This window comes from Novosphingobium gossypii, from assembly GCF_050433305.1.
Lineage (GTDB): Bacteria > Pseudomonadota > Alphaproteobacteria > Sphingomonadales > Sphingomonadaceae > Novosphingobium > Novosphingobium gossypii.
Map to the genome: position 1 here is coordinate 74,506 of NZ_JBNPXM010000013.1, position 21,627 is coordinate 96,132.

Consider the following 21,627-nt stretch of genomic DNA (forward strand, 5'->3'; position numbering starts at 1 on the left):
ATTCCCAAACCGGAAAAAGAGATCATGCTCATCAACAGAGATCGCGCCGACGCCCTGATGGACCGCGAGAACATTGCCGCCATCGTCGCGTCCACGCCGATCAACACGTACTACCTGTCAAGCTGGGCCACGGACGCCAGTTGGGGCTTCGCAGATCTGGCTCTGGCCATCCTGCCGCGCGACCATGCGCTGGACGCGGCCGTGCTGACCGTCGAAGTCGACATGGGCCAGCCCCAGCAGGGACAAGGCACATGGATGGCGGTGCGCGGCTATGCCCGCAAGCCGGGTATCGGCGCTGGCGGCGTGCAAGGCGCCCTGACCGCAGAAGGTCTGCCGCAAAATCATCAGGAAGCCGTTGCGCAATACCTGCGAGAGCTGGGCCTCGATAAATCCCGCATCGCCTTCGAGGATCGCGGACTGGGCCTGGACGTCAATGCTGTGCTGGGCGGTACCGCGGATGTCGTTCAGGCCCGCGACCTCCTGCGCGACATGCGTATGGTCAAGACGTCGGCTGAGATGGCCCACATGCGGGCCGCCGCGCGCAAGACCGAACTCGCGTTGCAGATTTCCGCCGAAGCGCTGGCCGCCGGTGCGACTTGCGCCGAGGCCGAGCGCGTATTCTGGTCCGCCGCCGCTCTGGCCGGTGGGCGCCCGGTATTCCTGCTGATCACCCCGTACCGTCCGGGCTTTGGCCGCCTGCCCAAGATCGCGGAGCTGCAACAGGGCGATATGGTGACGTTCGACGCCACCGCGGAGTTCTCCCATTACACCAGCGATATCGGCCGTACTGCCGTGATCGGCGAACCATCTCCCGAACAGTTGAAGCGATACAATGCCACGCGCCTTGGCTGGAAAGCCGCTTTGCCGGAATTTCGCGCAGGGCGCCTGTCCACCGATGTGGAGAAGGCTGTCGTCGCCTCCATCCAGGCGCACGGCAATCTGGAATTTCGGGCTTGCGGGCTGCACTCGGTCGGCCTTGAGCATACCGATCACCCCCATCCCGGCGGCGGCATGCACAGCTTCGAGCTGGTCGACCGCATGGTTCTGAGCTGCGATCTGCCATGGATCGGACCCGAAATCGGCAAGTTCCATTTCGAGGACATCATCTACCTCGACGGTGACAGGGTCGAAATTCTCAACGATGCCGACGGCCGTCTTATGGCCTGCATCGACGGGCGTACCGTCCGTGTCGACTGAGGCTGCTGCGATGCCCCCCTTCCCGCCCGTACGGCAGACCTTCTGGCCCATGCTGCTACTGTTTCTGGCAGCCATCTTCTACAGTATCGACAAGGCCATCGTCGGCGTCCTGGCCGATCCGATCAAGGCCGACCTCGGCATCGACGACATTCGGATGGGCCTGCTCATGGGCCTTGCCTATTCCTTGCTAAGCGGCGTGTGCGGGCTGTGGCTTGGCTCACTGATCGACCGGCACATCCGCAAGCGCGTGCTGGGCGGCGCCATCATCGTGTGGAGCCTGTCCACCGCTCTGGGTGGCCTGGCCCCCAACTTCGCGACATTCTTCGTCTTCCGCGCGCTTGTGGGGCTTGGCGAGGCAGCTGTCGCCCCTGCCGCGATGTCGCTGATCGCAGACATGTTTCCGCCCGAGCGGCGTGGGCGTGCGCTGAGCGCGTACCTGATCGGCGCGACGATCGGCACGGCGCTGTCGTCTGTCGTTCCCGGTGCCATTCTGGCCACCAACCTGCATATTACGCTGCCCGGTTATGGGCTGGTTATCCCGTGGCGCAGTGCGTTCCTGCTATGCGGGATCGTTGGTCCCATCGTCGGCATCGCTTTCCTGACGATCCGCGAACCAGTGCGCCGGGGGATATCCCCCGAACGCAAGGCTCCCGCACGGGTTGGCGAGAAGCTGGCTTACCTGCTGCGCCAACGCAAGTTGATCGCGCCGCTGTTCGGCGGCTTCTGCCTTTATTATCTGGCGTTCGTGGGCGTAACATCGTGGACGGCTCCGCTGCTGATGCGGACCTATGGGCTGACCCTGCCACAAATCGCCAACCTGCTGGGGCTGGGCATGATGATCGCGGGCATTTCCGGCTATATATTGGGCGGTTTCGCTGCCGATAGTCGCAAGTCCGGGCGCATCGGACTGATGGCTGTGCTACCGCTGATCGCCTTGCCGACCGCCTTCGCAGGCTACGCGCCCGGCGTCGGCCTCGCCATCGCGGCGCTGGCGACCATCAGCCTGACCACGCCCATGCTGAACGTCGCCATGAACGCGACCGTGCAGGAAATCGTGCCCAATGACATGCGTGGCTTTTCCTACGCCTTCCTCAGCGTCGTCGCGGCATTGCCAGCGGGCGCGGGAGGGCCGTTCGCCATCGCCTTCGTATCGGAGAAAGTGCTGGGCGATCCTTCGCGCATCGCCGCATCCTTCGTCCTCGTCGTGCTGCCTTGCCTGTTGCTGGCAGCGGCCTGCTTTGCGGCTGCCTCGCGCGTCTATCGTACCGCTTCGGCGGACGGCGAACTGGCGCGCGTGATTGGCGCCAGCCATTCGTGATGCCGCTACTCTTGATCCCTTCGGAGCCTGTACCATGCCCGACCCCAATCAGATGATCCTCGCCACCTTCATCCACAACAGCGGCGCGCATCCCGGAGGCTGGCGCTGGCCGGGCGCCCCTGCCGTCGACCAGCACGACTTCGCTCACTTCGCGCATCTTGCCCAGACGGCAGAGCGCGGCAAGATGCACTGCTATTTCTCGGGCGATTCCCAGGGCTTCCCGCATATTTCCGGCAAGCATGCCTTTGCGGCCACCGATTATGCGGGCAAGCTGGAGCCGACCACCCTGCTGGCCGCGCTGGCCGTGGTGACGAAGCATATCGGCCTGATCGCCACTGCCTCCACCACGTACAACGAACCTTACGCCATCGCCCGCCGCTTCGCCTCGCTGGATCACATCTCAAAAGGGCGTGCGGGTTGGAATGTCGTCACTTCGGCCAGCGATGGAGAGGCACGCAATTTCGGGCGCGATCTCAATATGGATCACGACGCCCGCTATGCCCGCGCCGAAGAGTTCGTGGACGTCTGCCGGAACCTGTGGGACAGCTGGGAGGACGGCGCCATCCTGCGCGACCGCGAAGCCGCCCGCTACTTCGATCCGGCCAAAGTCCATGAACTGGATCACAAGGGGGAGCATTTCACGGTAGCCGGGCCGCTCAATGTCGCCCGCCCCCCGCAGGGCCATCCGATCATCGTGCAGGCGGGCGGTTCCGGACCGGGCCGCGCGCTGGCCGCACGCACGGCGGACATGATCTTCACCGCCGCCAGTTCGCTGGACGTGGCGAAGGAATTTCGAGACGACATGCGCGCCCGCGCCGCCGCTTTGGGTCGCAATCCCGATCATGTGAAGATCATCCCCTCGGTCCAGCTGATGGTCCGCGCCAGCGAGACCGAAGCCCGCCGGGCGGACGAGGAACTGCTTGATCTGGTTCCGGAAGCACTCGCCCTGCGCACGCTTGGCCTGCAGCTTGGCGTCGACCTGTCGCGCCTGTCGGTGAACGACAGGCTGCCGGACCTGCCCGAGACGAATGGCGGCAAGTGGGTGCAGCAATCGATCATCCGTATGGCGCGTGAAGAGGATCTGCCGATCGGCCTGCTTGCCCGCCGGGTAGTCGTGTCACGAGCCAGCTTTTCCTACACCGGCACGCCCGAACAGGTTGCCGACTTGTGCGAAGACTGGTTCCGTGCGGGCGCTGCGGACGGCTTCTCCCTCTCCCCGAACTACCAGCCCGGCGTGCTGGAGGATTTCGTCGATCAGGTCATCCCCATCCTTCAGAAGCGCGGCCTGTTCCGTAACGAGTACGAAGGCGATACGCTGCGCGAGAACCTTGGCCTGCCCCATCCGGAAAATGCCTTCGTCACCAATCCTGCGCTGGGGTGCGAACCCCGGATGTGGGCCTGATCGTATCCATCGCCTGCCCAGAAGAGGACACCGCCATGTTCAGCCGTCGTCAGATCGCCAGCGCCATCGGGCTTGCCGGGGCGGCCTCCGCGCTCCCCGCCCTTGCGGCCCCGAAACCAGCGCCTGAACCAACAGCTGCCCCGCTTCCGCCGAAAGGTCCGTGGACCCGACAAGGCGATCTGCGGCGCGCTGGGGGCGTCCTGCATTACGCGGTGATCGGTGAGCCGGTGGCAGGGCAACCTCCGGTTGTTCTGCTGCACAAGCTGGGCGGCTGGCTGTCGGACTGGCGTTTCGTGGCGCCGATGCTTGCCGAGGGGCGGCAGGTCTATGCTTTCGACCTGCCCGGCCACGGCGGTTCCCGATGGGACGGCCCCGCGCCTTACATTCAGTCTCTGGGCGAAACGGCAGCCCTGCTGGTCGGCGCTTTCGATGAACTGGGCTTCGACAAAGTGGACCTCATCGGCACCTCGTTGGGCGGTTGCCTGGCCGTGCCACTGGCAGCGTTCTGGCCAGAGCGGATCAACAAGCTGGCGCTGGTGTCTTGTGCTCTGGGCCATCGCCGCACTCTGGCCGAGATCAAGGCTGCGGTCGATGACAAGCAGGGCGCCCTGTTCGACAGCAACGGCGATCCCGTTCCCACTCCGCCCGAATTGCTTTCGCAGATCTTCGGCATCGTCAACACCGGGCCGATCAACGCCGATGGCATCCTGAGCCGCAAGGCGGCGGGCAAGTGGATTCAGCCCTCGGAGCGTGGCGTCGCCATTACCGAGATCGCTGGCACCATGCGCCGGATCGAAGCCTCGACACTGCTGGTCTATGGCGAGTTCGACAAGGCATATCCCAAGTTCCGTCCCGCCGCCGAAGCCACTCTGAAACGCGGCAAGACCGCGGTGGTGGAGAATGCCGGCGCCTTCGTGATGCAGGACAATCCGCCCGTCACCGGGCGCGTGCTCAAGGCGTTTCTGAACGAGACTTGAGGGCTGTGGTCAATCAGATCTACGGGCGCAGCACTGGCGTATGATGGCTTTTAGCTGGCGTACAGTGCGCGTCTCGTAGCGGTCCTTCAGCGTGATGAAGCCAAAGGCCAGCGCCGGTGTGACCGACCCCGGCAGACGCCGCAGGACGCCGCCCGCCAGTTCATCTGCAACCGCTTCGCACGCGACCAGACCGATCATGCCCGAATGCAGGATCATCGTCTTCACGAAGGCCACGGACGTTGTTGCGACCGACCTGTTCTGCCGCGAAAATCCGAACTGGCGAAGGTTGTCGGCAACCTCGTCGTTGTCGAGAGGATCGACCTTTTCATAAGCGCGCACATGCGCCCATACGAAATCCGTTCCCCGCACCATCTCATCGGGCGTCATCGCGAATACGGGGTGATCGGGAACCGCCACGACAGCATATTCGTGCTTGAAAAGCGGCTCGAAAGTCAGAGCCTCGCTTGCATAGCCTTCGGGCAACCCGCAAAAAGCGAAGTCCAGCTCTCCTGCGGCCAGCACGTCCAGCAGGAACGTCGTGTATCCTTCGCGCACCCACACATCGACGGCGCCGCTCTGATCCACGAATTGACGCACGGCCCGGCTCATCATGTCGTTCATGACGATCGGGTGTACGCCGATCGAAATCTTCGGCACCCGGTTCGCCGTTGCCAGATCGTTGAGAATGCGCTGTTCTTCCATCAGCATCAGCCGTGCGCGCTGGACCAGCTTCTCGCACATCTCGGTCGGACGCACGCCATTCGGGCCGCGCTCGAACAGGCTGGCGTTGAACTCTTCCTCCAACTGCCGAATGCTGAGCGTCAGCGCAGGCTGGGTAATGCCCACCATCTTCGACGCCTTGCGCAAGCTGCCGCTCTCATAGATCGCGATCATCCGCTTGAGCTGTACGAGATTCACGAGTTCTTCTGCTCCCCGACCACTGGCAAGGCACACTGTGTCAGGTCTGCGCGCGTGCTCAAGCCCCTATGGCCGGCTGTCAGTGCAGGAATGTGTCGATCTCCGCAACGACGCGTGCGTTCTCCAGCTTGAGCACGCCATGGGCGACGCCTTCGATGTCCACGCGCCGACCGTTCGGGTATACATGTGAATGGGCGAGGGTCGGCTCCCACAAGTCGTCCTGCGGGTTCATCACCAGCACCGGCTGCGACACTTGCGCCATCGCACCCAGGAAATCGTAGCGGTAGACCGAAATATACCCCCACGGCATCCGCACGCCCAGACGCAGGCATTCGGCCATGCTGATATGCCGTTCCTCGTAAGAGATGCGCGGATCGCTCAACTGGCCGATGATCGCCCATAGCTTTTCGACGTGGGTAAGATCCGGCCCCGGCGGTGGGAAAGCGCCAAGCAGGTTCGACAGTTTCTCTTCACGCAGTTCGGCAGGGTAGGCCGCCAGTCCGAACACGACCACCCGCCGCACCCGTTTCGGCAGACTGCGCGCCAGTTCCGTGGCGATCAGCGATCCGGTATGAAAGCCCATGACGTCGAACGGCCCGGACGGGACAAGCCCCTGCTCGGCAAGGTCGGTCATGAACCGGGCCATGATCTGGGCGAAGTCCTCGATCGCCACTGGCTCGGGCGGGGCATCGCTCATGCCGTAGCCGGGAGTATCGACGGCGATCACCGTGCGCCGGGCTGCCAACGGCTCCATCACCGGCAGCCAGTCTCCGCTGTTGCTCGGGGTCTGGTGGAGGCACAGAAGCGGCGGCAGCGCATCGACAGCCTCGCACACCGCTACACGGTAATGAAGCTGGCCGAAACGGCTGGGCGCATAACCGCGCAGGATATGGGGCATGGTCAGGACAACTCCTTGAAGGAAAAGGCCGATGCGGCGCGAAACGCCAGCAGCGCCGAAACCACGAAGGCACACAGGCCGACGACCGCCATCGAATTGCCGACTGCCAAAGGAGAGCCGAAGACGGACTCGGTCAGCCATGCGACAGCCACGGGACCAAGCGATCCGCCGATGACCGTCATCACGAAGGCATAAAGCGCCACTGCGAACCCACGGATTTTGGCAGGCGCGATCTCGGAAATGACGGACAGCATCGTCGTGCCGTAAATCGCGCTGACAAGCATGACCTCGCCCAGCATGACCGTCGCCACCGAGCCGCTTGGCGCCAGAAGCGGAAGGCTGCACGGGATGCCGGTCAGCGACAGGACGCCCGCCAACCGCATGCGCCCCGCCGCGCCCGATCGCGCGCCGACCCGGTCGACCACGATGCCTGCCACAAGGGCGCCGATCACCGACCATGCGATCTGGCTGGTGCCAAGGCCCTTGCCCGCCACGCCCACCTGATACCCGAAGGCCCGCGTCAGGAACACCGCGCCCCACCCCGTCGCCACGGACCCGCCCATCGCGAACAGCGCCAGCGAACCGTAAAGCGGCAGAAACACGGACTTGCGCGCCGCCAGCATGCCAAGGCCCTCGGCAAAAGTGACCTTGGGCGCCGCCGCACCGTCAACGTTATGGTTCAGCCGTCGCTCAGGTTCGCGCAGCAGGAACAGAAATAGCACGATCAGCAAACCGGAACTGCCCACCAGCGTGAAGGCAATCCGCCAGGGAGCCATGTCGCCGATTACCGGGATTGCCGCGAAGGCTCCCTTGGGAGCAAGATCCAGGATCACCCCGCTGACAAGGGAGCCAAGACCATAAGCGATCATGCTGCCGAAGACATACAGCGCCATCGGCCTGCCGCGTCGCTCCGCCGGGAACAGATCGCTGATCATCGTGACGGCACATGGCCCAAGCACGGCTTCCCCCACGCCGATGAACAGGCGCGATGCGAACATCGATCCGAAGCCTTGCGCAAAGCCGCCCGCAATCGTCGCGGCGCTCCATACAAGGATACCCGCGATGAGCAGCCGCCGCCGGTTTACCACATCCGCCACCGCACCCAGCGGCAAGCCAACCGTCACGTAGAAGATCGAGAACGCGAAGCCTTGCAGCAGCGCGATCTGCATCTCGCTGATGGCTAAATCCTGACGAACCGGATCAATCACCAGCGCCAGCATTCCCCGGTCAACCGTGGAGACGATTTGAGCCGCAAACAGCGTGACGACAGTAAGCCAGGCAACCGTTGGACTAATCATCGTTCGGGCGCAGCGCAATTCGGTATGCGTCATCCTTGTCGCTCTCGTAGGATCGGAAGGTTTCCGATTTAGTCCACCCGTGTGGAAGATCACGAGAAACAGAGCGATTATCCACTGCGCGGAAGAGGGAAGAAATCGCCGATTAGCTTATCACTCCTGCGCATAGGCAACCTGTCGAACCGACGGGATCTCGACCGCTGTCCGCCAATCGCCACGTCGGCTGCAGGACTGCTTCGACCGACCCTGATCTGCCGCTTGCAGGTCAATTCTTAATTCCCAGGTGCGGACAGTCCGCTGTCTCGACCGTGTCGATCACAACCCTTCTTCCGCCGATCGTTTAGCAGGCGGCTTCACCCACTTCCCCTCGCATCGGCGGGAGACTATTAGGATGCTGATTTAGAACCGCGAAACCACATTCAGCGGGAACGCAGCTCATCGAACGGCTTCCTATACCCGTCATTCAGCATTTATCCGCTCGACCCAGAAGTCGGAGCCTCGACGCTGCACTTTGAAATATATTTCCATAAAATTGCAAAGGTCATCGAACCGTCACGGTTTTGAAGGTGAAACGTCATGCGTGGTTTCTAGTGGGCCCCGGACATAAAAATCTCTTCGGGGCACATCCCACATGCGTATCACCAAGCGGGCCTTGGCGTCGTCGACGTCGGCTATCCTGTTCGCGGCCATCGTGCTTCCGGCATCCGCGCAAACCGCGTCCGATGCCGGGGCCAGCGTCAATGGCGAGGACATCGTCGTAACCGGCAGCTATGCCCGCAGCCTGCGCGCCGCGACTGAGGCGAAGCGCACCGCATCGTACCAGGTCGATTCGATCAACTCGACCGACATCGGCAAGTTCCCCACCCAGAACGTCGCCGAGGCGCTGCAGTTGGTCACCGGTGTCGCGATCACGCGCCCGCGTGGCGAGGGCCTGAACGTCAGCGTGCGCGGCCTTGGCCCGCAGTTCCAGAACACCCTGCTGAACGGCAGCCCGGTAGCGGTGAACGAAGTGATCGAAAACGGCGGTGCCGCCGGTCGCCAGTTCCGCTTCGAGATGCTCCCGGCCGAGTTCACCTCCAGCATCGACGTTATCAAGACGCCCACCGGCGACATGACCGAGGGCGCGCTCGGCGGCAACATCAACGTCAAGACCTTCGAGCCGTTCGACGTCGGCACCAAGACCACGCTCAACGTGCGCGGTACGTATACCGAGCAGACCGACAAGGTTAAGCCGACCGCCACCGTCATCAGCAGCTGGGTCAACAACGACGACACTTTCGGCATCCTCGTCGGCGGCCAGTACTGGGCCAAGGACGTGCGCAACGACCGCTGGTACAACGCCGGCTGGTACAAGGACCGCTTCGCTTCGCAACTGGGCCAGACCGGGCTCTACCTGCCCACGCGCACCCGCGCGACGGTTGAGACCGAGAAGCGCGAGCGCATCTCAGGCATGCTGTCGATGCAGTGGCGCCCGAATCCGGAAATGACGACGACGCTGAACGTCCTCGCCACCCGCCTCGACGTCGCATACGACGAATACGGCCTCGACATCTATCCCGACGATACCAGTGTCGCCGGTCACCGGCCCACCATCGTGCCGGGGAGCGTGGTGCTGGACGGCGATACCGTGGTGAAGGCCACGATCAATGACGTGCGCTTCATGGCCTCACGCGAGTACAGCCTCAACCGCCACGACCTGTTCAACGTCGGCTTGCGCCAGACATGGGATCATGACGCTTGGCATGTCGCCGGCACCGTCAACTGGTCCTATGCGCACAGCTACCATCCCAGCTACGACGTCGGCACCGTGCGCAGCCGCGCCATGTTCTTCGCGCCGCTGACGTATGACGCCACGCGCGGCTACAAGGAAGTACCGGACTTCAACACCACGGTCGACCCCACCAACCCGGCCAATTACCAGCTCTACCAGTTCAACATCGCGCCGAAGAACAGCAAGGACTGGAACTTCTACACCCGCGCCGATGTCGCCCACGATTTCGAGGGCTTCATCTCCAAGTTGGCGGTCGGCGGCGAGTACCAGTTCCGCAAGCGCGACTATTCGCGCCGGGACTTCATCGTCAACCCGGTTGCCGGCACCCCGCTGTCGAGCCTGGGTTCGGGTGCCTATGAACAGCTGCCCTTCGACGACTATCTGCAGGGCCTGGGCGACAACATCCCGCGTAACTTCCTGGTGCCGGTGACAAGCGCCTATCTCGACGCCTTCTTCACCCCAACGGTCGAGAACTCGGCGCTGACTCCGGCCGACCTCGCCGCCTCGTTCCGCACAACCGAGAAGATCCTGAGCGCCTACGCCCGCGCTGACTACGACTTCTCACTGGGTTCGGTGCCGGTTACCGGCAATATCGGCGTGCGCTACGTCCACACCGACCAGGTCGCGGGCGGCAACCTGCGCAGCGGTAACGCGATCACGCCGGTCAAGTATCCCAAGACGTTCAACAACGTCCTGCCCAGCTTCAACCTGCGCGCCGAACTGACGCCCTCTCTCGTCGGCCGCCTCAGCGCCAGCCGCGTGCTGACCCGTCCGAACGTCACCGACAGCGCCCCCCGCATCACCATCTCGACCGACGCGCCGACCGCCAGCGGCGGCAACCCGGACCTCGTGCCGTTCCTCGCCACCCAGTTCGACGGGTCGCTGGAGTGGTACTTCAACAAGTCCGGTTCGCTCACCGGTGCGGTGTTCTATAAGTCGATGGACGACTACATCACTCAGCAGAACGTCCCGATCGACATTCCGGGTCGCGGCACGGTGCAGCTCAGCACCCAGGTCAACGGTGGTGACGCCAAGGTTTATGGCTTCGAAGCGGCCTACAGCCAAGTGTTCACCTTCCTGCCGCAGCCGTTCGACGGCCTGGGTCTCCAGGCGTCCTACACCCGCACTTCGGTCAAGGCGAACTACACCGCCGGTTCGCGCGTCATCAAGGACGAGATGATCGGCCTGTCGAAGAACAGCTTCAACGTGGTCGGCTTCTTCGAAAAGGGCCCGATCTCGACACGCCTGTCCTACGTCTGGCGCGACCGTTATCTGTCGGGCACCGGCAGCACCACGCAGGCGCCCACCTATACCGCCGCATTCGGTTCGCTTGACGGATCGATCGCTTATCGCCTGTCCAGCAATGTCACGCTCAGCCTCGAGGCGATCAACATCGCCAAGGCGCGCCAGTACACCTACAACGACCTGCCGATCCGCTACGGCGACATCAACGACTACGGCCGCACGATCCTGTTCGGCGCGCGGGCGGAATTCTGATGCTGCGCCCTGCGGTTCTCGCGGCGCTGATGCTCGGGGCGGTCGTGGCCTCCCCGGTATCGGCGAAGGACGCGGCGGCTTTCAGGCCCCTGCGCATGAACGACATCCAGGTCGTCGGTTCGCACAACAGCTTCAAGACGCGAATTCCCGCAGCCGTGATGGAGGAACTGCGCCGCCGCGATCCGAAGATGGCCGAGGCGCTGGACTACTACCACCTGCCGCTGTCCGCCCAGCTCGATGCCGGCGTGCGTCAGCTGGAGATCGACATCTTCGCCGATCCCGAGGGCGGCCGCTATGCCGCCCCCAGGGGCGAGGCGCTGCTTTCCCCGGCCGAGCGGGTCCGCGCAAGGCAGGAGGGCTTCGATGAGGCCGCGATGCGCAAGCCCGGCTACAAGGTGCTGCACATTCCCGACGTCGACTATCGCGCCGTGTGCCTCACCCTGGTCGCCTGCCTGACCGAAGTGGACGCGTGGTCGCGGGCGCACCCCGGCCACCTGCCGATCATGCTGACTCTCAACGCCGCCGATACCGCGAACACGCACGAGATCACGCAGCCGCTGCCGCTCGACGATGCGCGCCTGCTCGATGCATTGGACGCGGAAATCCGCACGGCGTTGCCCGGGAAACGGCTCATCACCCCCGACGAAGTCCGCGGCGACGCCGCCACGCTCGCAGAGGCGGTGAAGACGAAGGGCTGGCCCACGCTGAAGGCGGCGCGCGGGCGAATCTACGTCCTGTTCGACGTGCGCCAGGCGGTCTCCGACGCGTACCGCGGCGGCCATCCCTCGCTGCGGGGACGCGCGATGTTCGGATGGTATCCCGATGGTGAGCCGGAAAGCGCGATCCAGATCGTGCAGGACCCGCTCGTCGATGGCGCGAAAATCCGCGAATGGGTGAAGGCCGGCCTGATCGTGCGCACCCGCACCGACGCCAACACTGTCGAGGCGCGCGCCCACGACTTCACCAAGGTCCGCGCCGCGATAGAGAGCGGCGCTCAGGCGGTGAGCACCGACTATTATCCCGGTGCGCCCGACCCGCTGGGCCTGCATTTCGCCGTCACCCTGCCAAACGGCGCGATGGCGGGGTGCAGTCCGGTGCGCGTGACCGGACCCTGTGCCGTAAAACCCTGAGATTGCCATCCGCGCCATCTTAGTCGTGCGGGCGTGCTGATCCCGGCGGCGGCTTACGGCGCACCGAGCGATCTGGTGACGGAGCGGGCGGTGCTGGTCATGCGCCATGGCATCCGTGCGCCGCTTGACGGCGGAGTGCCCGAGGGAAGGCGCACCGATTGGCCCTGGCCGGTCTGCTGCGTTTCGCATAGCATCGTCACGCTGCACGGCAAGGTGCCTGGAGTTGGCCGCCATACTTCACAAAATCGACCCATGCCGTCACTCAGCGCTTGAATTTCGCTCTTCAGGTGCGGGCCGGCAGCTCTCCCATCGTCTCACCCGGGAGGATGGTACCGACGCTGCTGATCGCGACCTCCCAGATGTGGGTAACAGTCCTTTCCATCCATCATTCGCAAAACGGGCGTGGCTAGCCTTTATCAATTGGTTCTGGCTCCCCGCTTTAGCGAGGAGCCAGATAGCTTTAGATTACCCTCGCTTCTGCCAACCTCAAGGCGTCTTCCTCCACATCTACGCCGAGATATCTGCCCGTTCTTTTAATCTATGTGTGCCCCAGCGGTATCTGGACTGCGCAGATCTCTCAAGGCCTTATAGATGATGGAGGTCGCGGTTCGCTGCAGGGGATTCGTACCGTAATCCGCGCGCCCATTTTCGCGGCGGTTGAGGCAGTCGACGAGATGGTGCTCGCCTCCGTCGCAGGGACATACGAAAAGATCATGCCCAAGCCTATCCGCAACGGCCTGCGCAATTTCCTAGTCAATTTGGCCGAGCCGATCGCCTTCGTGAACTACCTGCCGGGATTCAAGCCCGGTAAAGCGATGGAAACGCTGGGCCGCTTCGGCATCAACAGCACCATCGGCGTCGCCGGGCTGTTGGATATGGCGAAGCGAAAGCGCTTCAAGCTGCCCGATCGCCAGAACGGCTTCGCCAACACCTTCGCCTATCACGGCATCGGCAATGGCCCTACCTGTTCGTGCCGGCGCTGGGGCCGACGACCGCGCGAGACCTGATAGGGCGCGTGCTGAACTTGTCAGTGCTCCCCATATTGTTCGTTAAGCCGTTCAGTTCGCCTGCCTACGGGTTAAGCACCGGCATCGTGAAATCGATGAACGACCGCGTCGAGTTCGACGGACAGATCAAAGCCAACCGTGCCGCGGCCGCCCCTTACGTGGCACCCCGCGACTTCTACCTGAAACGCCGCAAGGCCGGGATCGACGCCTTGCACAGCTCGGAGTACCGCGCGCAAGGGCATCATATGAGACGCTCAGACGCGCGTCCCTACGCCTCAGGTACAGACCATCTGCTTTTCTAAGGCTACTGGCCAGAAAATACCTTGAAGGACCGACAGTTTCAAAGCCTGGAGCGTCCCGGTCGAGACGAAAGCCCGTTGCGAAACGAACTTGGTTCTTGGCTTTCCACCTGCCGATCAATGACCAGCGGAGAGTGGCTCGGCAGGCAAATCTTGATCACCGTAATGGCAACCCTGAACTCTACGGAGAATGCTCTGGTGGCCGTTGACCAACCATGCGGTATCGCAGTCATAGGCTGCGGCCGCATTGCGCCGCTGCACCTCAAGGCGATCGTGCGCAATCCTGATTTTATGCGTCTCATCGCAGTGGCCGATCCGGATGCGGGGCTGGCGGCACAATTCGCGGCAGAGTTCGGTGCGCAACATGCTCTTACATCTCTGGATGAAGCGCTTGCCCTCGATACGGTGGACGCGGTGATACTATGCACACCCAATGCGCTTCATGCCATGCAGGCGCAGCAGGGGCTTTCTGCAGGGCGCCACGTACTGGTCGAGAAGCCTTTCGCAGAGACGGTGGAAGATGCAGAGCGAATTGCCGCCTTGGCGGACCGGACCGGACTGGTGCTGGCGGCGGGGCACACCTTCCGCCATGTCGAGGCCGTGCGCACCTTGCAGGATCGCCGCGCGGAATTTGGCCGGTTGCGCGCGGTGAGTATTTCAATGTGCGTCTTCTGGGATGGACCGCAGGCACCTTGGTGGGCCACGCGTTCGGCGGACGAAGGGCTTGTGCTGTCTCTGTTCGCACCGCACGCGATTGATTTTCTGCAACTCGTCGTGGGTGAGGTTGACCCTGTACGTATCCAAGTGGAGGCAGCGCGCCATCAACCCGGATGGCAGGCAGAAGACGAAGCGATGATCCTGCTGCGCTACCCGGACGATGTGCTCGCCTCCATCCATGTATCGTACAATCAGCGCCGCATGATGAATCGCAAGGTCGCTCATTTCGAGAAGGCGACCGTGCGCATCGAAAACGGCGAAGAATTGTGGATCGATGACGAACCCGTGGTGATGCCAGCCCGTCCCGAAGCGGGTGACACCGCGTTGTTCAACGATGGCATTACCCACTACTTCGAAATGCAGGTTCGAGAATTCGCCTTGGCGGTTCGCGGTCAGCCCCACCGTAGCGTGTTGCATCCTTCGGCGTTACGTCAGACACGCCTTAATCGCGCCATCGTGGCAGCGGCAAGGCGCGAGTAAGGCCGCAGATCGATTTGATCCGGAGGCAAGTCCCGCCCCAGCCGCATGCCGAGGTGGCTGGGGCGCTGTTGCAAAGGATGGCCGATGCGCTGGGCGGCCCGGGTGGTCCAGTCGATCAGGCTCCATCCCGCCCCGCGAACATTGCGCAAGGTGCAAGGTCCGGCCAGCCAGGCGGAACCGTCAGCCGGTACGCCGATGAAATCGACATGATGGCAGTCGGCCACCCACTCCGCCACATTGCCGGTGATGTCGTGATCAGGCCGCACGAACGCGGCGTCGTTTACACCGACTTTATTGCACTGATGCAGCAGGTCAAGGCGCCTACGCCATTGCCTTACGGGGCGCGGGACAACTTCTTCCTTAAGTGCCGTGCCGTGCCGTGCCGTGCCGGAATTTGCCATGCGAAATGTGCGTACGGTTGCGATGCCGGACGCCAGCGGCTTCCCGGTACAAGATAACCCGCAGGCCACCGCGAATGCAATCATGCACTTCCTTGGCAGATCATTGCCCCGGCCCGCCATTTGCGCGAGCGGGCACGAAGCGCCAGATAATGAAGGCGGCCACGACCATCAGCGCTGCAGGCACAATTCCGAAAGCATAACGGATCGCATCGACCGCTTCGACGCTCTGGGCAATTCCTCGCCTGGCGGCGGCTGAATCGAAGCCGCCAAGGGCCAGAATGGAACTGGCCACCAGGGTGCCGCCAAGCGCGATCCCTGCTTTTTCCACGATCGACCAGATTGCCGCGAAGGACCCGGCAGTATCGCGCCCGGTCTCTTCGCGGGCCTGCGCCATCGCATCAGTCAGCAACGACAAAGCCACCAGACCCCATCCTGAGTTGAACAGGCCGATGAAACCGGAGCATACATACGTTACCCAGATGGGGCCGGTTCCCAGGTTCGACCAGATCAGGATCGTCGCTACATGGCCCATTGCGCCCAGGACATAGGCATTACGCTTGCCCATGATCCGCGCCATCATGACCCAGAACGGCGACACCACCATAACCACACCTCCCGCTATCGCAACCAGAATGCCCAGTTGCACCAGCGCGTCGCTGCGGCCCATGTTGTACGTGATGAAGAACGCCATCGCCGCCGAACACGTACCCGCCGCAATCGTCATGGCAGCGGCCGAAAGGCACAGGATGCGAAACGGGCCAAACCTAAGCGTGGACAGCAGACCGCGTAGCGACAGATCCCGCTCCAGCGGCACCGACACCGGCACCTTCCGCACCGCGTTCCAGGCGGTGACAAGGCTGATCGCGGCAATTCCACCTAAGAGTGCCGCTCCAGATACGTAAGCGCTGCGATCAGCGCCCAGTTCATGAATCAACCATGGCACCAGCGCCGAGCCCAGCAGCAACCCTGCCCCGGTCCAGGCATGCTTCCACGCCATCAAGACGGTACGTTCCTGCGGGTCGCTACTGATCTCAGAGAAGTGGGCCAGGAACGGAACTGAAAAGCTGGCAAACGTAATCATGTAGAACGAAAAGGCCCCTATCACATACGTGACCTGCAGGCTCATCGTGACATCAGGAACGAAGAACGTCGCGATCATCGCGAACGGCGCGAGGCATGCTCCGACCAGCAGCCAGTTGCGTCGCGCAAAACGATAGAGATTGCGGTCTGAGACAACCCCGATCGTAAAGTCACTCAAGGCTCCGACCACCACTTTGGGAACGAAAATCGCAGCACCGGCGATAGCGGGCGGAATTCCTACGATGCTTGTCAGGTAAAACAGCAAAAGGATCATGGGTGCGTCGCGGAATAGCTGGTTTCCGACGTTACCAAAGCCGTAAAGCGCTTTCGTATGCGTGGGGAGCAGATGTCTGGTCAGGCGGGGGGCATACATTGAAACGCCTCGAAAAAATTTGGGGGCAAAGATATGTAGGCCCGCAAAGTACTTTGCCATCTTTCCGCATCATATTTGGTCACTAGGTAGGTACGTGTGCCTATTATCAGAACACTTAATCCGGTGGGTAATGCTCCGACGAAGTTCACCAAGTCAAGTTGGAACATTTCGCCGGAGCGGGCTTCACAAAAACGGCGAGTTCTGCGCCGCCGTGAAGCGTATCTACGCACCCTCGGCACTGGTCGAGGAGGTCGTCGGAAAGCTGGCAGCCCCTGCGGACGGATTTGTGCTTGGTACGGTTCCGCCGGGCGTGACGATGGCGCCGAACCAGAACAAGGTGCAGTTCGACAAGCTGCGCGGCTTTGTAGCCGCTGCAAAAGCTGCGAGTGGGCAGGTGATTGCAGGCGGTGAAATGTTCGAGCGCCCGGGCTATTTCATGCGACCCGCCGCCTGCACCGGCCTTGCTGGCGAAGCGGGGCTGATGGACGACGAACAATTTTGCCCGGTCATACCGGTGGTCACCTACGATGACCCGAGCAATGTTGTCGCCAGTATCTATGCCGGTCCCTACGGCCTTACCGGTTCAATCTGGACCGCCGTCATGCGAAAGCTGGTCGTTTACCGCAAACGCACTGCTCAAGGCCGATAGGTGCCGGGCGCAATCTCGGGCTTGATCATCACGGATACTCTAAAGCTATTCCCTCAATCGTCTACCAAGGGCCTGTCGGTGATCTTGCCCCGCAACGCCGTCAGAAGATTAGCACTATAACCCTCAACATCGCATCGATCGCCCCTAGTTGCTTCTCAATCACCGATCTTCATTCCCAAGGTGCAGCCCGTCCGCTTCGTGAATTACCAAGTAGGAAGGTCCGATATTGCCCGACTAAGTCGCTGTCTGCCGTGTGGAACTCCAGGATTTGCGTCCATTCAATCGCCGTTGGCGTCGACCATGAATACAATTGGTTTGCCTCGCGACGTCGGATCCCAACCTGCAGATAATGCTGCCCGCACGCCGCGCGAAGCAATCGTGTCGTTGATATGCAAACGCCCTTTAGGCAATCCCTTCAGCAGGCGCTTTGGTGCGGGAAATTCCAGCACTGCTTCACGTGGCATGTCGTGCTGACGCAGCGACACCGTCATGCCCTTCCAGCCATCGGAAGAGGATAATTGAGGGTCGGTGAGGAGTTCCCAGTCATATTTGAAGCCATCGATTTCGACAGTGCCGCCACGGCCATGTTTATGAAGCATGACATGCCTCTAGCATACCAGCGGCGGCGCTGCACCCCACCCTTCACTCATGCTCGTAGCCTGATGTGCGTCCACTTCCTTGAGGCATGCTGCGATCATAGCGTGACTGCCTGTGCAGGGAACGTCCTTCAACGCCCGGCAATTCCCCTCTGGAAGAAGGAGAAAAGGGGCATTTCAGTCGTCCAACCAATCGCATATAATCTCGCCCTCGTGCCCTGCGGGGGCTAACGCCGCGCGCAAAGCTTGCAGCAGTGGCGCCAGTGTCTGCGTGAAAGCGTAGGGCGGATTGACGATGAAGAGGCCCGCGCCGTTATAGATGCCCGGCTGCTCGCTATCAAAGAGCCAATGCTCCACCACAAGCAATTTCGGGATGTCGAGCTTGCGCAGCTGCGCCTTCCATTGCTCATGCATGGAGCGCTCCTTCAGCGGATACCAGATCACCGTCACGCCGTGCGCCCATTTCCGGTGAGCGGCAGAGAGGGTGGCGGTGATACGTGCGCGCTCGTCTGTCTGTTCATAGGGCGGATCGACCACGACCACGCCGCGCGCTGTGCGGGGTGGCACCATAGCCAGCCACAGTTCGTAAGCGTCACGCTGATGCACGGCAGCGCCAGTGCCCCGCATCACGCTGCGCAGGGTGTCAGCGTCTTCCGGGTGTTTTTCGTTGAGGATCAGGAAATCCTGCTGGCGCAAAAGCTGTGTCAGAAACTGCGGCGAGCCGGGGTAAAGCCGAGGTTCGCCTCCTACATTCACCGCCTGCACGGCGGCACGGTAGTCGTCCAGTAAGGGGTTCGGGTCGGCAAAGGCCTGCAGGACGCCCTGCCTCGCCTCACCAGTGCGTTGAGCTTCGTCACCGCCAAGATCGTACAGCCCGCAGCCGGCATGGGTATCGATCAGGGTCAGCGCGCCCGGCTTCTGCTGCAAGGCCCGCACCAAGGCGATGAGGAGGCTGTGTTTGACGACATCGGCGCTGTTGCCAGCATGGAAGGAATGACGATAATTCATTGTGGTTCAAAAATCCTGATGATCAGCCTTTAAACGAACTGCTGAACCTTCTGCAAAGCGAAGTTATAATCGTGCCTTTTCTCGTTAGTCGCGGAAGCGGAGAGCAATGCAATGGAAGTAACCAATCGGGTACCCGTATACTGCGTCCTACATCGCGTGCGACTGGCACGATCTCCTGCGCGAAATCCGTGCAGCATGAAGCTGTTTCCTGGCGCCCCCCTTACCAGCACCGGATGATGGAGCGACGTTCGTTGTCGTGGCGGTCTGTTCCGTCGCTCAGAACGATGCATCGCGAGGGGAAGGATCGCACATCCAGCTCCCGCCCTGTGTAGTGCAGGAAAAACGCCAAAACTCGTCATATTGGCAACCATAAGAAAGCTCGTCACCACGCTGAATGCCATGCTGCGCGACAACAAAGCCCGGAGCAACGCCTAGACTGTTGCCCCCATTGCTCCGCAACAGGGAGGATTTAGGAGCCCCTTATTTGATGCCGAGGGTCCGCCGCAGGAACCGGTCGCTCGCCGACAGCAAGCGGGTGCGCGCCGCGTTGTCGTCGAGCTGGTGCTCAAGGTCCTTGAACTCGACGTAGTCGACCGACTTGCCCGCCGCCTTCAGCTTGCCGTTCATCAACCGCGATTCCTCTACTCCGACGTTCATGTCGAGATCGCCGTGGAAAAGCAGCACCGGCGCCTTGAAGCGGTCGGCGTAGCGGGCCGGTGACCCTTCCGCGATGTGCGAGCCGGCACCGATGAAGTTCTCGATGATCCGGTGATTGCTGTAATAGCGCGATTCGTCCTTGAGCACTTGGAGATCGGTCACCGGCGCGATCGCGACGATCGCCTTGTAGAGATCGGGATCGAGCACTGCCGACTGCAGCGCGGCATAACCGCCGTAAGACCAGCCGACGATCGCCAGCTTGTCCTTAGAGGTCACGCCCTGCGCCACCAGCCAGCGACCGGCGTCGTTGACGTCGCCGATCGCGGTCTTCCACGACTGGAAGCCGTTCTTCTGGAACCAGCCCGAGCCGTACCCGGTCGACCCGCGATAATTGGGCTGCAGCACCGCGTACCCTTGCGTCGCGAAGTATTGGACCAGCCAGTCGAAGCCCCATTCGTCACGCGCGGCGGGTCCCCCGTGCGGCATGACGATCGCCGGAAGGTTCTTGCCGTCGCTGCCCGGCGGCAGCGTGAGATAGCCGGGGATCATCGTCCCGTCGGCAGCGGGGAAGGTGATCGGCTTCATTTGGCCGAGCTTGATCCCCGCCAGATTTTCGCGCAGGCCGGTGATCGGCGCGAGCTTCCTGGTGGTTTTGTCGAACAGGTAGTACTGCCCCGGATCGACGTCGCTCCCGACGAACAGGATCAGCTTCTTCTCGTCCTTCGTGGCATCGATGATGCTGATCTGCGGATTGCCGGGAAGCACCTTGGCCAGCGACTTGGCGAGCGCGTCGAGTTCCTTGTCGAAGTACTGGACGAAGCGCTTCTCGGTTGCGTAAGTTGCCCCAACGATGCGCTGATCGCGGCCGATCCGCACCAGACCATCGACATCGGCGATCGGGTGCGCCAGCAGAAGCTGCGGCTCACCGCCGCCAAGCGACTGTTCGAAGAGCGCCTTGCGCCCCTGGTAGTCTTGGAAGCCGATCACGGTGTTACGCTCCGGGGCGACCGCCTGAGGATCGAAGCCCTTGCTCTTGCCGCCATCGTAAGTCACGGTCGAAAGCGCCTGCCATCCGCTGCCGACCGTCGGGCGCACCGAATAGTTGCTTCGCCCTTCTGCATAGCCCGAGGCATTGACCGGCATCGTTTCCATGAGGCGGACATTGCCCTTGCCGTCTGTCTGGAACCCGACCGCGTCGCGCGGGCGTTCGATCGTCCGGCGCTTGAGCGAATAAAGGTCGACCGCCTCGACCGTCAGCCCTTCGTCCGTGCGCGCGGTGAGCGAACTGGTGGTGACTTCAGGCGCGACCCAGCGCACCATCAACACCGATTTCGGATCTCCCGCGACATTGTAGTCGATGATGCCGCCACCATAGGCCGAGGTGTAGTAGGCAGACTTGCGCGTAGGCGGCGTCAGCGGTTTCATGTCCTTGCCGTCGGCGGAAATCGTCGCGAGGCGCGTCGCCGCGTTCACCCGCCCGCCAGTGCGGTCGAACATGTAGAGGCTGCAGACGACGCGGTTATCGAGCACGAACTGGCAATGCGTCAGCTTCTCGGTGCCTCCGCGCGACGACAGGATCGGCACCGCATTGGTCGTGGCGAGATCGACGACGATCGCATTCTCGCCGCCGTCCGCTCGCGTGCCAACCATGTAGATCTTGTCGCCACTAGGCGAAATACCAAGGTCGAGCACCGCGGGCCGGGCACCGAACTGCGCTGCTGCCGCATCGATCTCGTCGGCCGAAGCGGGCTGCACCGCCAGCGCCGCCAGAGCTGCACCCGACAGCCACGTTGCAAAAGACATGAATCCCCCGATCCCAGATTGTTCCAAAAAATCAGACTAGAATGTGACGGCAACAAATCAATCCATTCATCTCAAATAATTAACAGTCGATCGCACCGGAAACGGGAGGAAGAATGAACGGGGCAGGATGGATCGTCCCGCCGGCAATTGCGCG

16 protein-coding genes and 1 pseudogene are annotated in these 21,627 nt (G+C 62.3%); 9 read left to right on the plus strand and 8 right to left on the minus strand.

Annotated features, from left to right (window positions below; genetic code table 11):
• The first annotated feature begins 24 nt into the window (after nt 1–24).
• From GGR40_RS19035 to GGR40_RS19050, 4 genes are read left to right on the plus strand one after another with little or no spacing between them, the layout of a single operon-like run.
• A complete protein-coding gene (locus tag GGR40_RS19035) occupies nt 25–1,197 on the plus strand; it encodes a M24 family metallopeptidase (protein ID WP_429277829.1) in 1,173 nt (390 codons plus the stop codon).
• Nucleotides 1,198–1,246: 49 nt separating this feature from the next.
• Nucleotides 1,247–2,515, plus strand: a complete 1,269-nt coding sequence (locus tag GGR40_RS19040; RefSeq protein WP_429277830.1) for an MFS transporter — start codon at nt 1,247–1,249, stop codon at nt 2,513–2,515.
• Nucleotides 2,516–2,549: 34 nt separating this feature from the next.
• Nucleotides 2,550–3,917: an LLM class flavin-dependent oxidoreductase gene (locus GGR40_RS19045; protein WP_429277831.1), complete on the plus strand. Its 1,368-nt coding sequence runs from the start codon at nt 2,550–2,552 to the stop codon at nt 3,915–3,917.
• A gap of 35 nt (nt 3,918–3,952) precedes the next feature.
• A complete protein-coding gene (locus GGR40_RS19050; protein ID WP_429277832.1) occupies nt 3,953–4,894 on the plus strand; it encodes an alpha/beta fold hydrolase in 942 nt (313 codons plus the stop codon).
• A gap of 9 nt (nt 4,895–4,903) precedes the next feature.
• Here GGR40_RS19050 and GGR40_RS19055 read toward each other — a convergent pair whose 3' ends face one another.
• The 3 genes from GGR40_RS19055 to GGR40_RS19065 all read right to left on the minus strand — a co-directional run bounded on the left by GGR40_RS19055 (nt 4,904) and on the right by GGR40_RS19065 (nt 8,008).
• Nucleotides 4,904–5,812, minus strand: a complete 909-nt coding sequence (locus tag GGR40_RS19055) for a LysR family transcriptional regulator (protein WP_429277833.1) — start codon at nt 5,810–5,812, stop codon at nt 4,904–4,906.
• A 79-nt stretch (nt 5,813–5,891) separates the two neighbouring features.
• On the minus strand, nt 5,892–6,710 hold the full coding sequence (locus GGR40_RS19060) for an alpha/beta fold hydrolase (RefSeq protein ID WP_429277834.1): 819 nt from the start codon (nt 6,708–6,710) through the stop codon (nt 5,892–5,894).
• A gap of 2 nt (nt 6,711–6,712) precedes the next feature.
• A complete protein-coding gene (locus tag GGR40_RS19065; RefSeq protein ID WP_429277835.1) occupies nt 6,713–8,008 on the minus strand; it encodes an MFS transporter in 1,296 nt (431 codons plus the stop codon).
• 628 nt (nt 8,009–8,636) lie between these two features.
• Here GGR40_RS19065 and GGR40_RS19070 point away from each other — a divergent pair.
• The 4 genes and pseudogenes from GGR40_RS19070 (at nt 8,637) to GGR40_RS19085 (ending at nt 14,906) form a co-directional block, all read left to right on the plus strand.
• A complete protein-coding gene (locus GGR40_RS19070; RefSeq protein ID WP_429277836.1) occupies nt 8,637–11,273 on the plus strand; it encodes a TonB-dependent receptor in 2,637 nt (878 codons plus the stop codon).
• Complete coding sequence (locus GGR40_RS19075; protein ID WP_429277837.1) at nt 11,273–12,403, plus strand: Ca2+-dependent phosphoinositide-specific phospholipase C; 1,131 nt, start codon at nt 11,273–11,275, stop codon at nt 12,401–12,403. The genes GGR40_RS19070 and GGR40_RS19075 overlap by 1 nt, the downstream gene beginning before the upstream one ends.
• A gap of 674 nt (nt 12,404–13,077) precedes the next feature.
• A pseudogene (locus GGR40_RS19080) lies at nt 13,078–13,712 on the plus strand (MlaA family lipoprotein).
• A 117-nt stretch (nt 13,713–13,829) separates the two neighbouring features.
• A complete protein-coding gene (locus tag GGR40_RS19085) occupies nt 13,830–14,906 on the plus strand; it encodes a Gfo/Idh/MocA family protein (RefSeq protein WP_429277838.1) in 1,077 nt (358 codons plus the stop codon).
• Here the strand turns inward: GGR40_RS19085 and GGR40_RS19090 are convergent.
• The gene (locus GGR40_RS19090; protein ID WP_429277839.1) at nt 14,858–15,172 is read right to left on the minus strand and encodes a formylglycine-generating enzyme family protein; all 315 of its coding nucleotides are present in this window, start codon (nt 15,170–15,172) and stop codon (nt 14,858–14,860) included. The two genes, GGR40_RS19085 and GGR40_RS19090, sit on opposite strands and share 49 nt — an antisense overlap.
• A 235-nt stretch (nt 15,173–15,407) precedes the next feature.
• Nucleotides 15,408–16,820: an MFS transporter gene (locus tag GGR40_RS19095; RefSeq protein WP_429277840.1), complete on the minus strand. Its 1,413-nt coding sequence runs from the start codon at nt 16,818–16,820 to the stop codon at nt 15,408–15,410.
• A gap of 70 nt (nt 16,821–16,890) precedes the next feature.
• Here GGR40_RS19095 and GGR40_RS19100 point away from each other — a divergent pair, with 70 nt between their 5' ends.
• Nucleotides 16,891–17,409 (plus strand): aldehyde dehydrogenase family protein, encoded by a 519-nt coding sequence (locus tag GGR40_RS19100; protein ID WP_429277841.1) that lies wholly within the window; start codon nt 16,891–16,893, stop codon nt 17,407–17,409.
• 278 nt (nt 17,410–17,687) lie between these two features.
• Here GGR40_RS19100 and GGR40_RS19105 read toward each other — a convergent pair whose 3' ends face one another.
• The 3 genes from GGR40_RS19105 to GGR40_RS19115 all read right to left on the minus strand — a co-directional run bounded on the left by GGR40_RS19105 (nt 17,688) and on the right by GGR40_RS19115 (nt 21,473).
• Nucleotides 17,688–18,008: a hypothetical protein gene (locus GGR40_RS19105; protein WP_271181396.1), complete on the minus strand. Its 321-nt coding sequence runs from the start codon at nt 18,006–18,008 to the stop codon at nt 17,688–17,690.
• Between the two features lie 174 nt (nt 18,009–18,182).
• Nucleotides 18,183–19,013 carry a 23S rRNA (adenine(2030)-N(6))-methyltransferase RlmJ gene (locus GGR40_RS19110; RefSeq protein ID WP_429277842.1) on the minus strand — a complete coding sequence of 277 codons (831 nt, stop codon included), beginning with the start codon at nt 19,011–19,013 and terminating at the stop codon, nt 18,183–18,185.
• Nucleotides 19,014–19,493: 480 nt separating this feature from the next.
• Nucleotides 19,494–21,473: an alpha/beta hydrolase family protein gene (locus GGR40_RS19115; RefSeq protein ID WP_429277843.1), complete on the minus strand. Its 1,980-nt coding sequence runs from the start codon at nt 21,471–21,473 to the stop codon at nt 19,494–19,496.
• Between the last annotated feature and the right edge of the window lie 154 nt (nt 21,474–21,627).

What these genes read in the sequence shown, in the direction of transcription:
- GGR40_RS19035 (WP_429277829.1), top strand. Translation starts at nt 25, where the DNA reads ATGCTCATCAACAGAGATCGCGCCGACGCCCTGATGGACCGCGAGAAC.
- GGR40_RS19040 (WP_429277830.1), top strand. Translation starts at nt 1,247, where the DNA reads ATGCTGCTACTGTTTCTGGCAGCCATCTTCTACAGTATCGACAAGGCC.
- GGR40_RS19045 (WP_429277831.1), top strand. Translation starts at nt 2,550, where the DNA reads ATGCCCGACCCCAATCAGATGATCCTCGCCACCTTCATCCACAACAGC.
- GGR40_RS19050 (WP_429277832.1), top strand. Translation starts at nt 3,953, where the DNA reads ATGTTCAGCCGTCGTCAGATCGCCAGCGCCATCGGGCTTGCCGGGGCG.
- GGR40_RS19060 (WP_429277834.1), bottom strand. Translation starts at nt 6,710, where the DNA reads ATGCCCCATATCCTGCGCGGTTATGCGCCCAGCCGTTTCGGCCAGCTT.
- GGR40_RS19065 (WP_429277835.1), bottom strand. Translation starts at nt 8,008, where the DNA reads ATGATTAGTCCAACGGTTGCCTGGCTTACTGTCGTCACGCTGTTTGCG.
- GGR40_RS19070 (WP_429277836.1), top strand. Translation starts at nt 8,637, where the DNA reads ATGCGTATCACCAAGCGGGCCTTGGCGTCGTCGACGTCGGCTATCCTG.
- GGR40_RS19075 (WP_429277837.1), top strand. Translation starts at nt 11,273, where the DNA reads ATGCTGCGCCCTGCGGTTCTCGCGGCGCTGATGCTCGGGGCGGTCGTG.
- GGR40_RS19085 (WP_429277838.1), top strand. Translation starts at nt 13,830, where the DNA reads ATGACCAGCGGAGAGTGGCTCGGCAGGCAAATCTTGATCACCGTAATG.
- GGR40_RS19095 (WP_429277840.1), bottom strand. Translation starts at nt 16,820, where the DNA reads ATGGCAAAGTACTTTGCGGGCCTACATATCTTTGCCCCCAAATTTTTT.
- GGR40_RS19100 (WP_429277841.1), top strand. Translation starts at nt 16,891, where the DNA reads ATGCTCCGACGAAGTTCACCAAGTCAAGTTGGAACATTTCGCCGGAGC.
- GGR40_RS19105 (WP_271181396.1), bottom strand. Translation starts at nt 18,008, where the DNA reads ATGCTTCATAAACATGGCCGTGGCGGCACTGTCGAAATCGATGGCTTC.
- GGR40_RS19110 (WP_429277842.1), bottom strand. Translation starts at nt 19,013, where the DNA reads ATGAATTATCGTCATTCCTTCCATGCTGGCAACAGCGCCGATGTCGTC.
- GGR40_RS19115 (WP_429277843.1), bottom strand. Translation starts at nt 21,473, where the DNA reads ATGTCTTTTGCAACGTGGCTGTCGGGTGCAGCTCTGGCGGCGCTGGCG.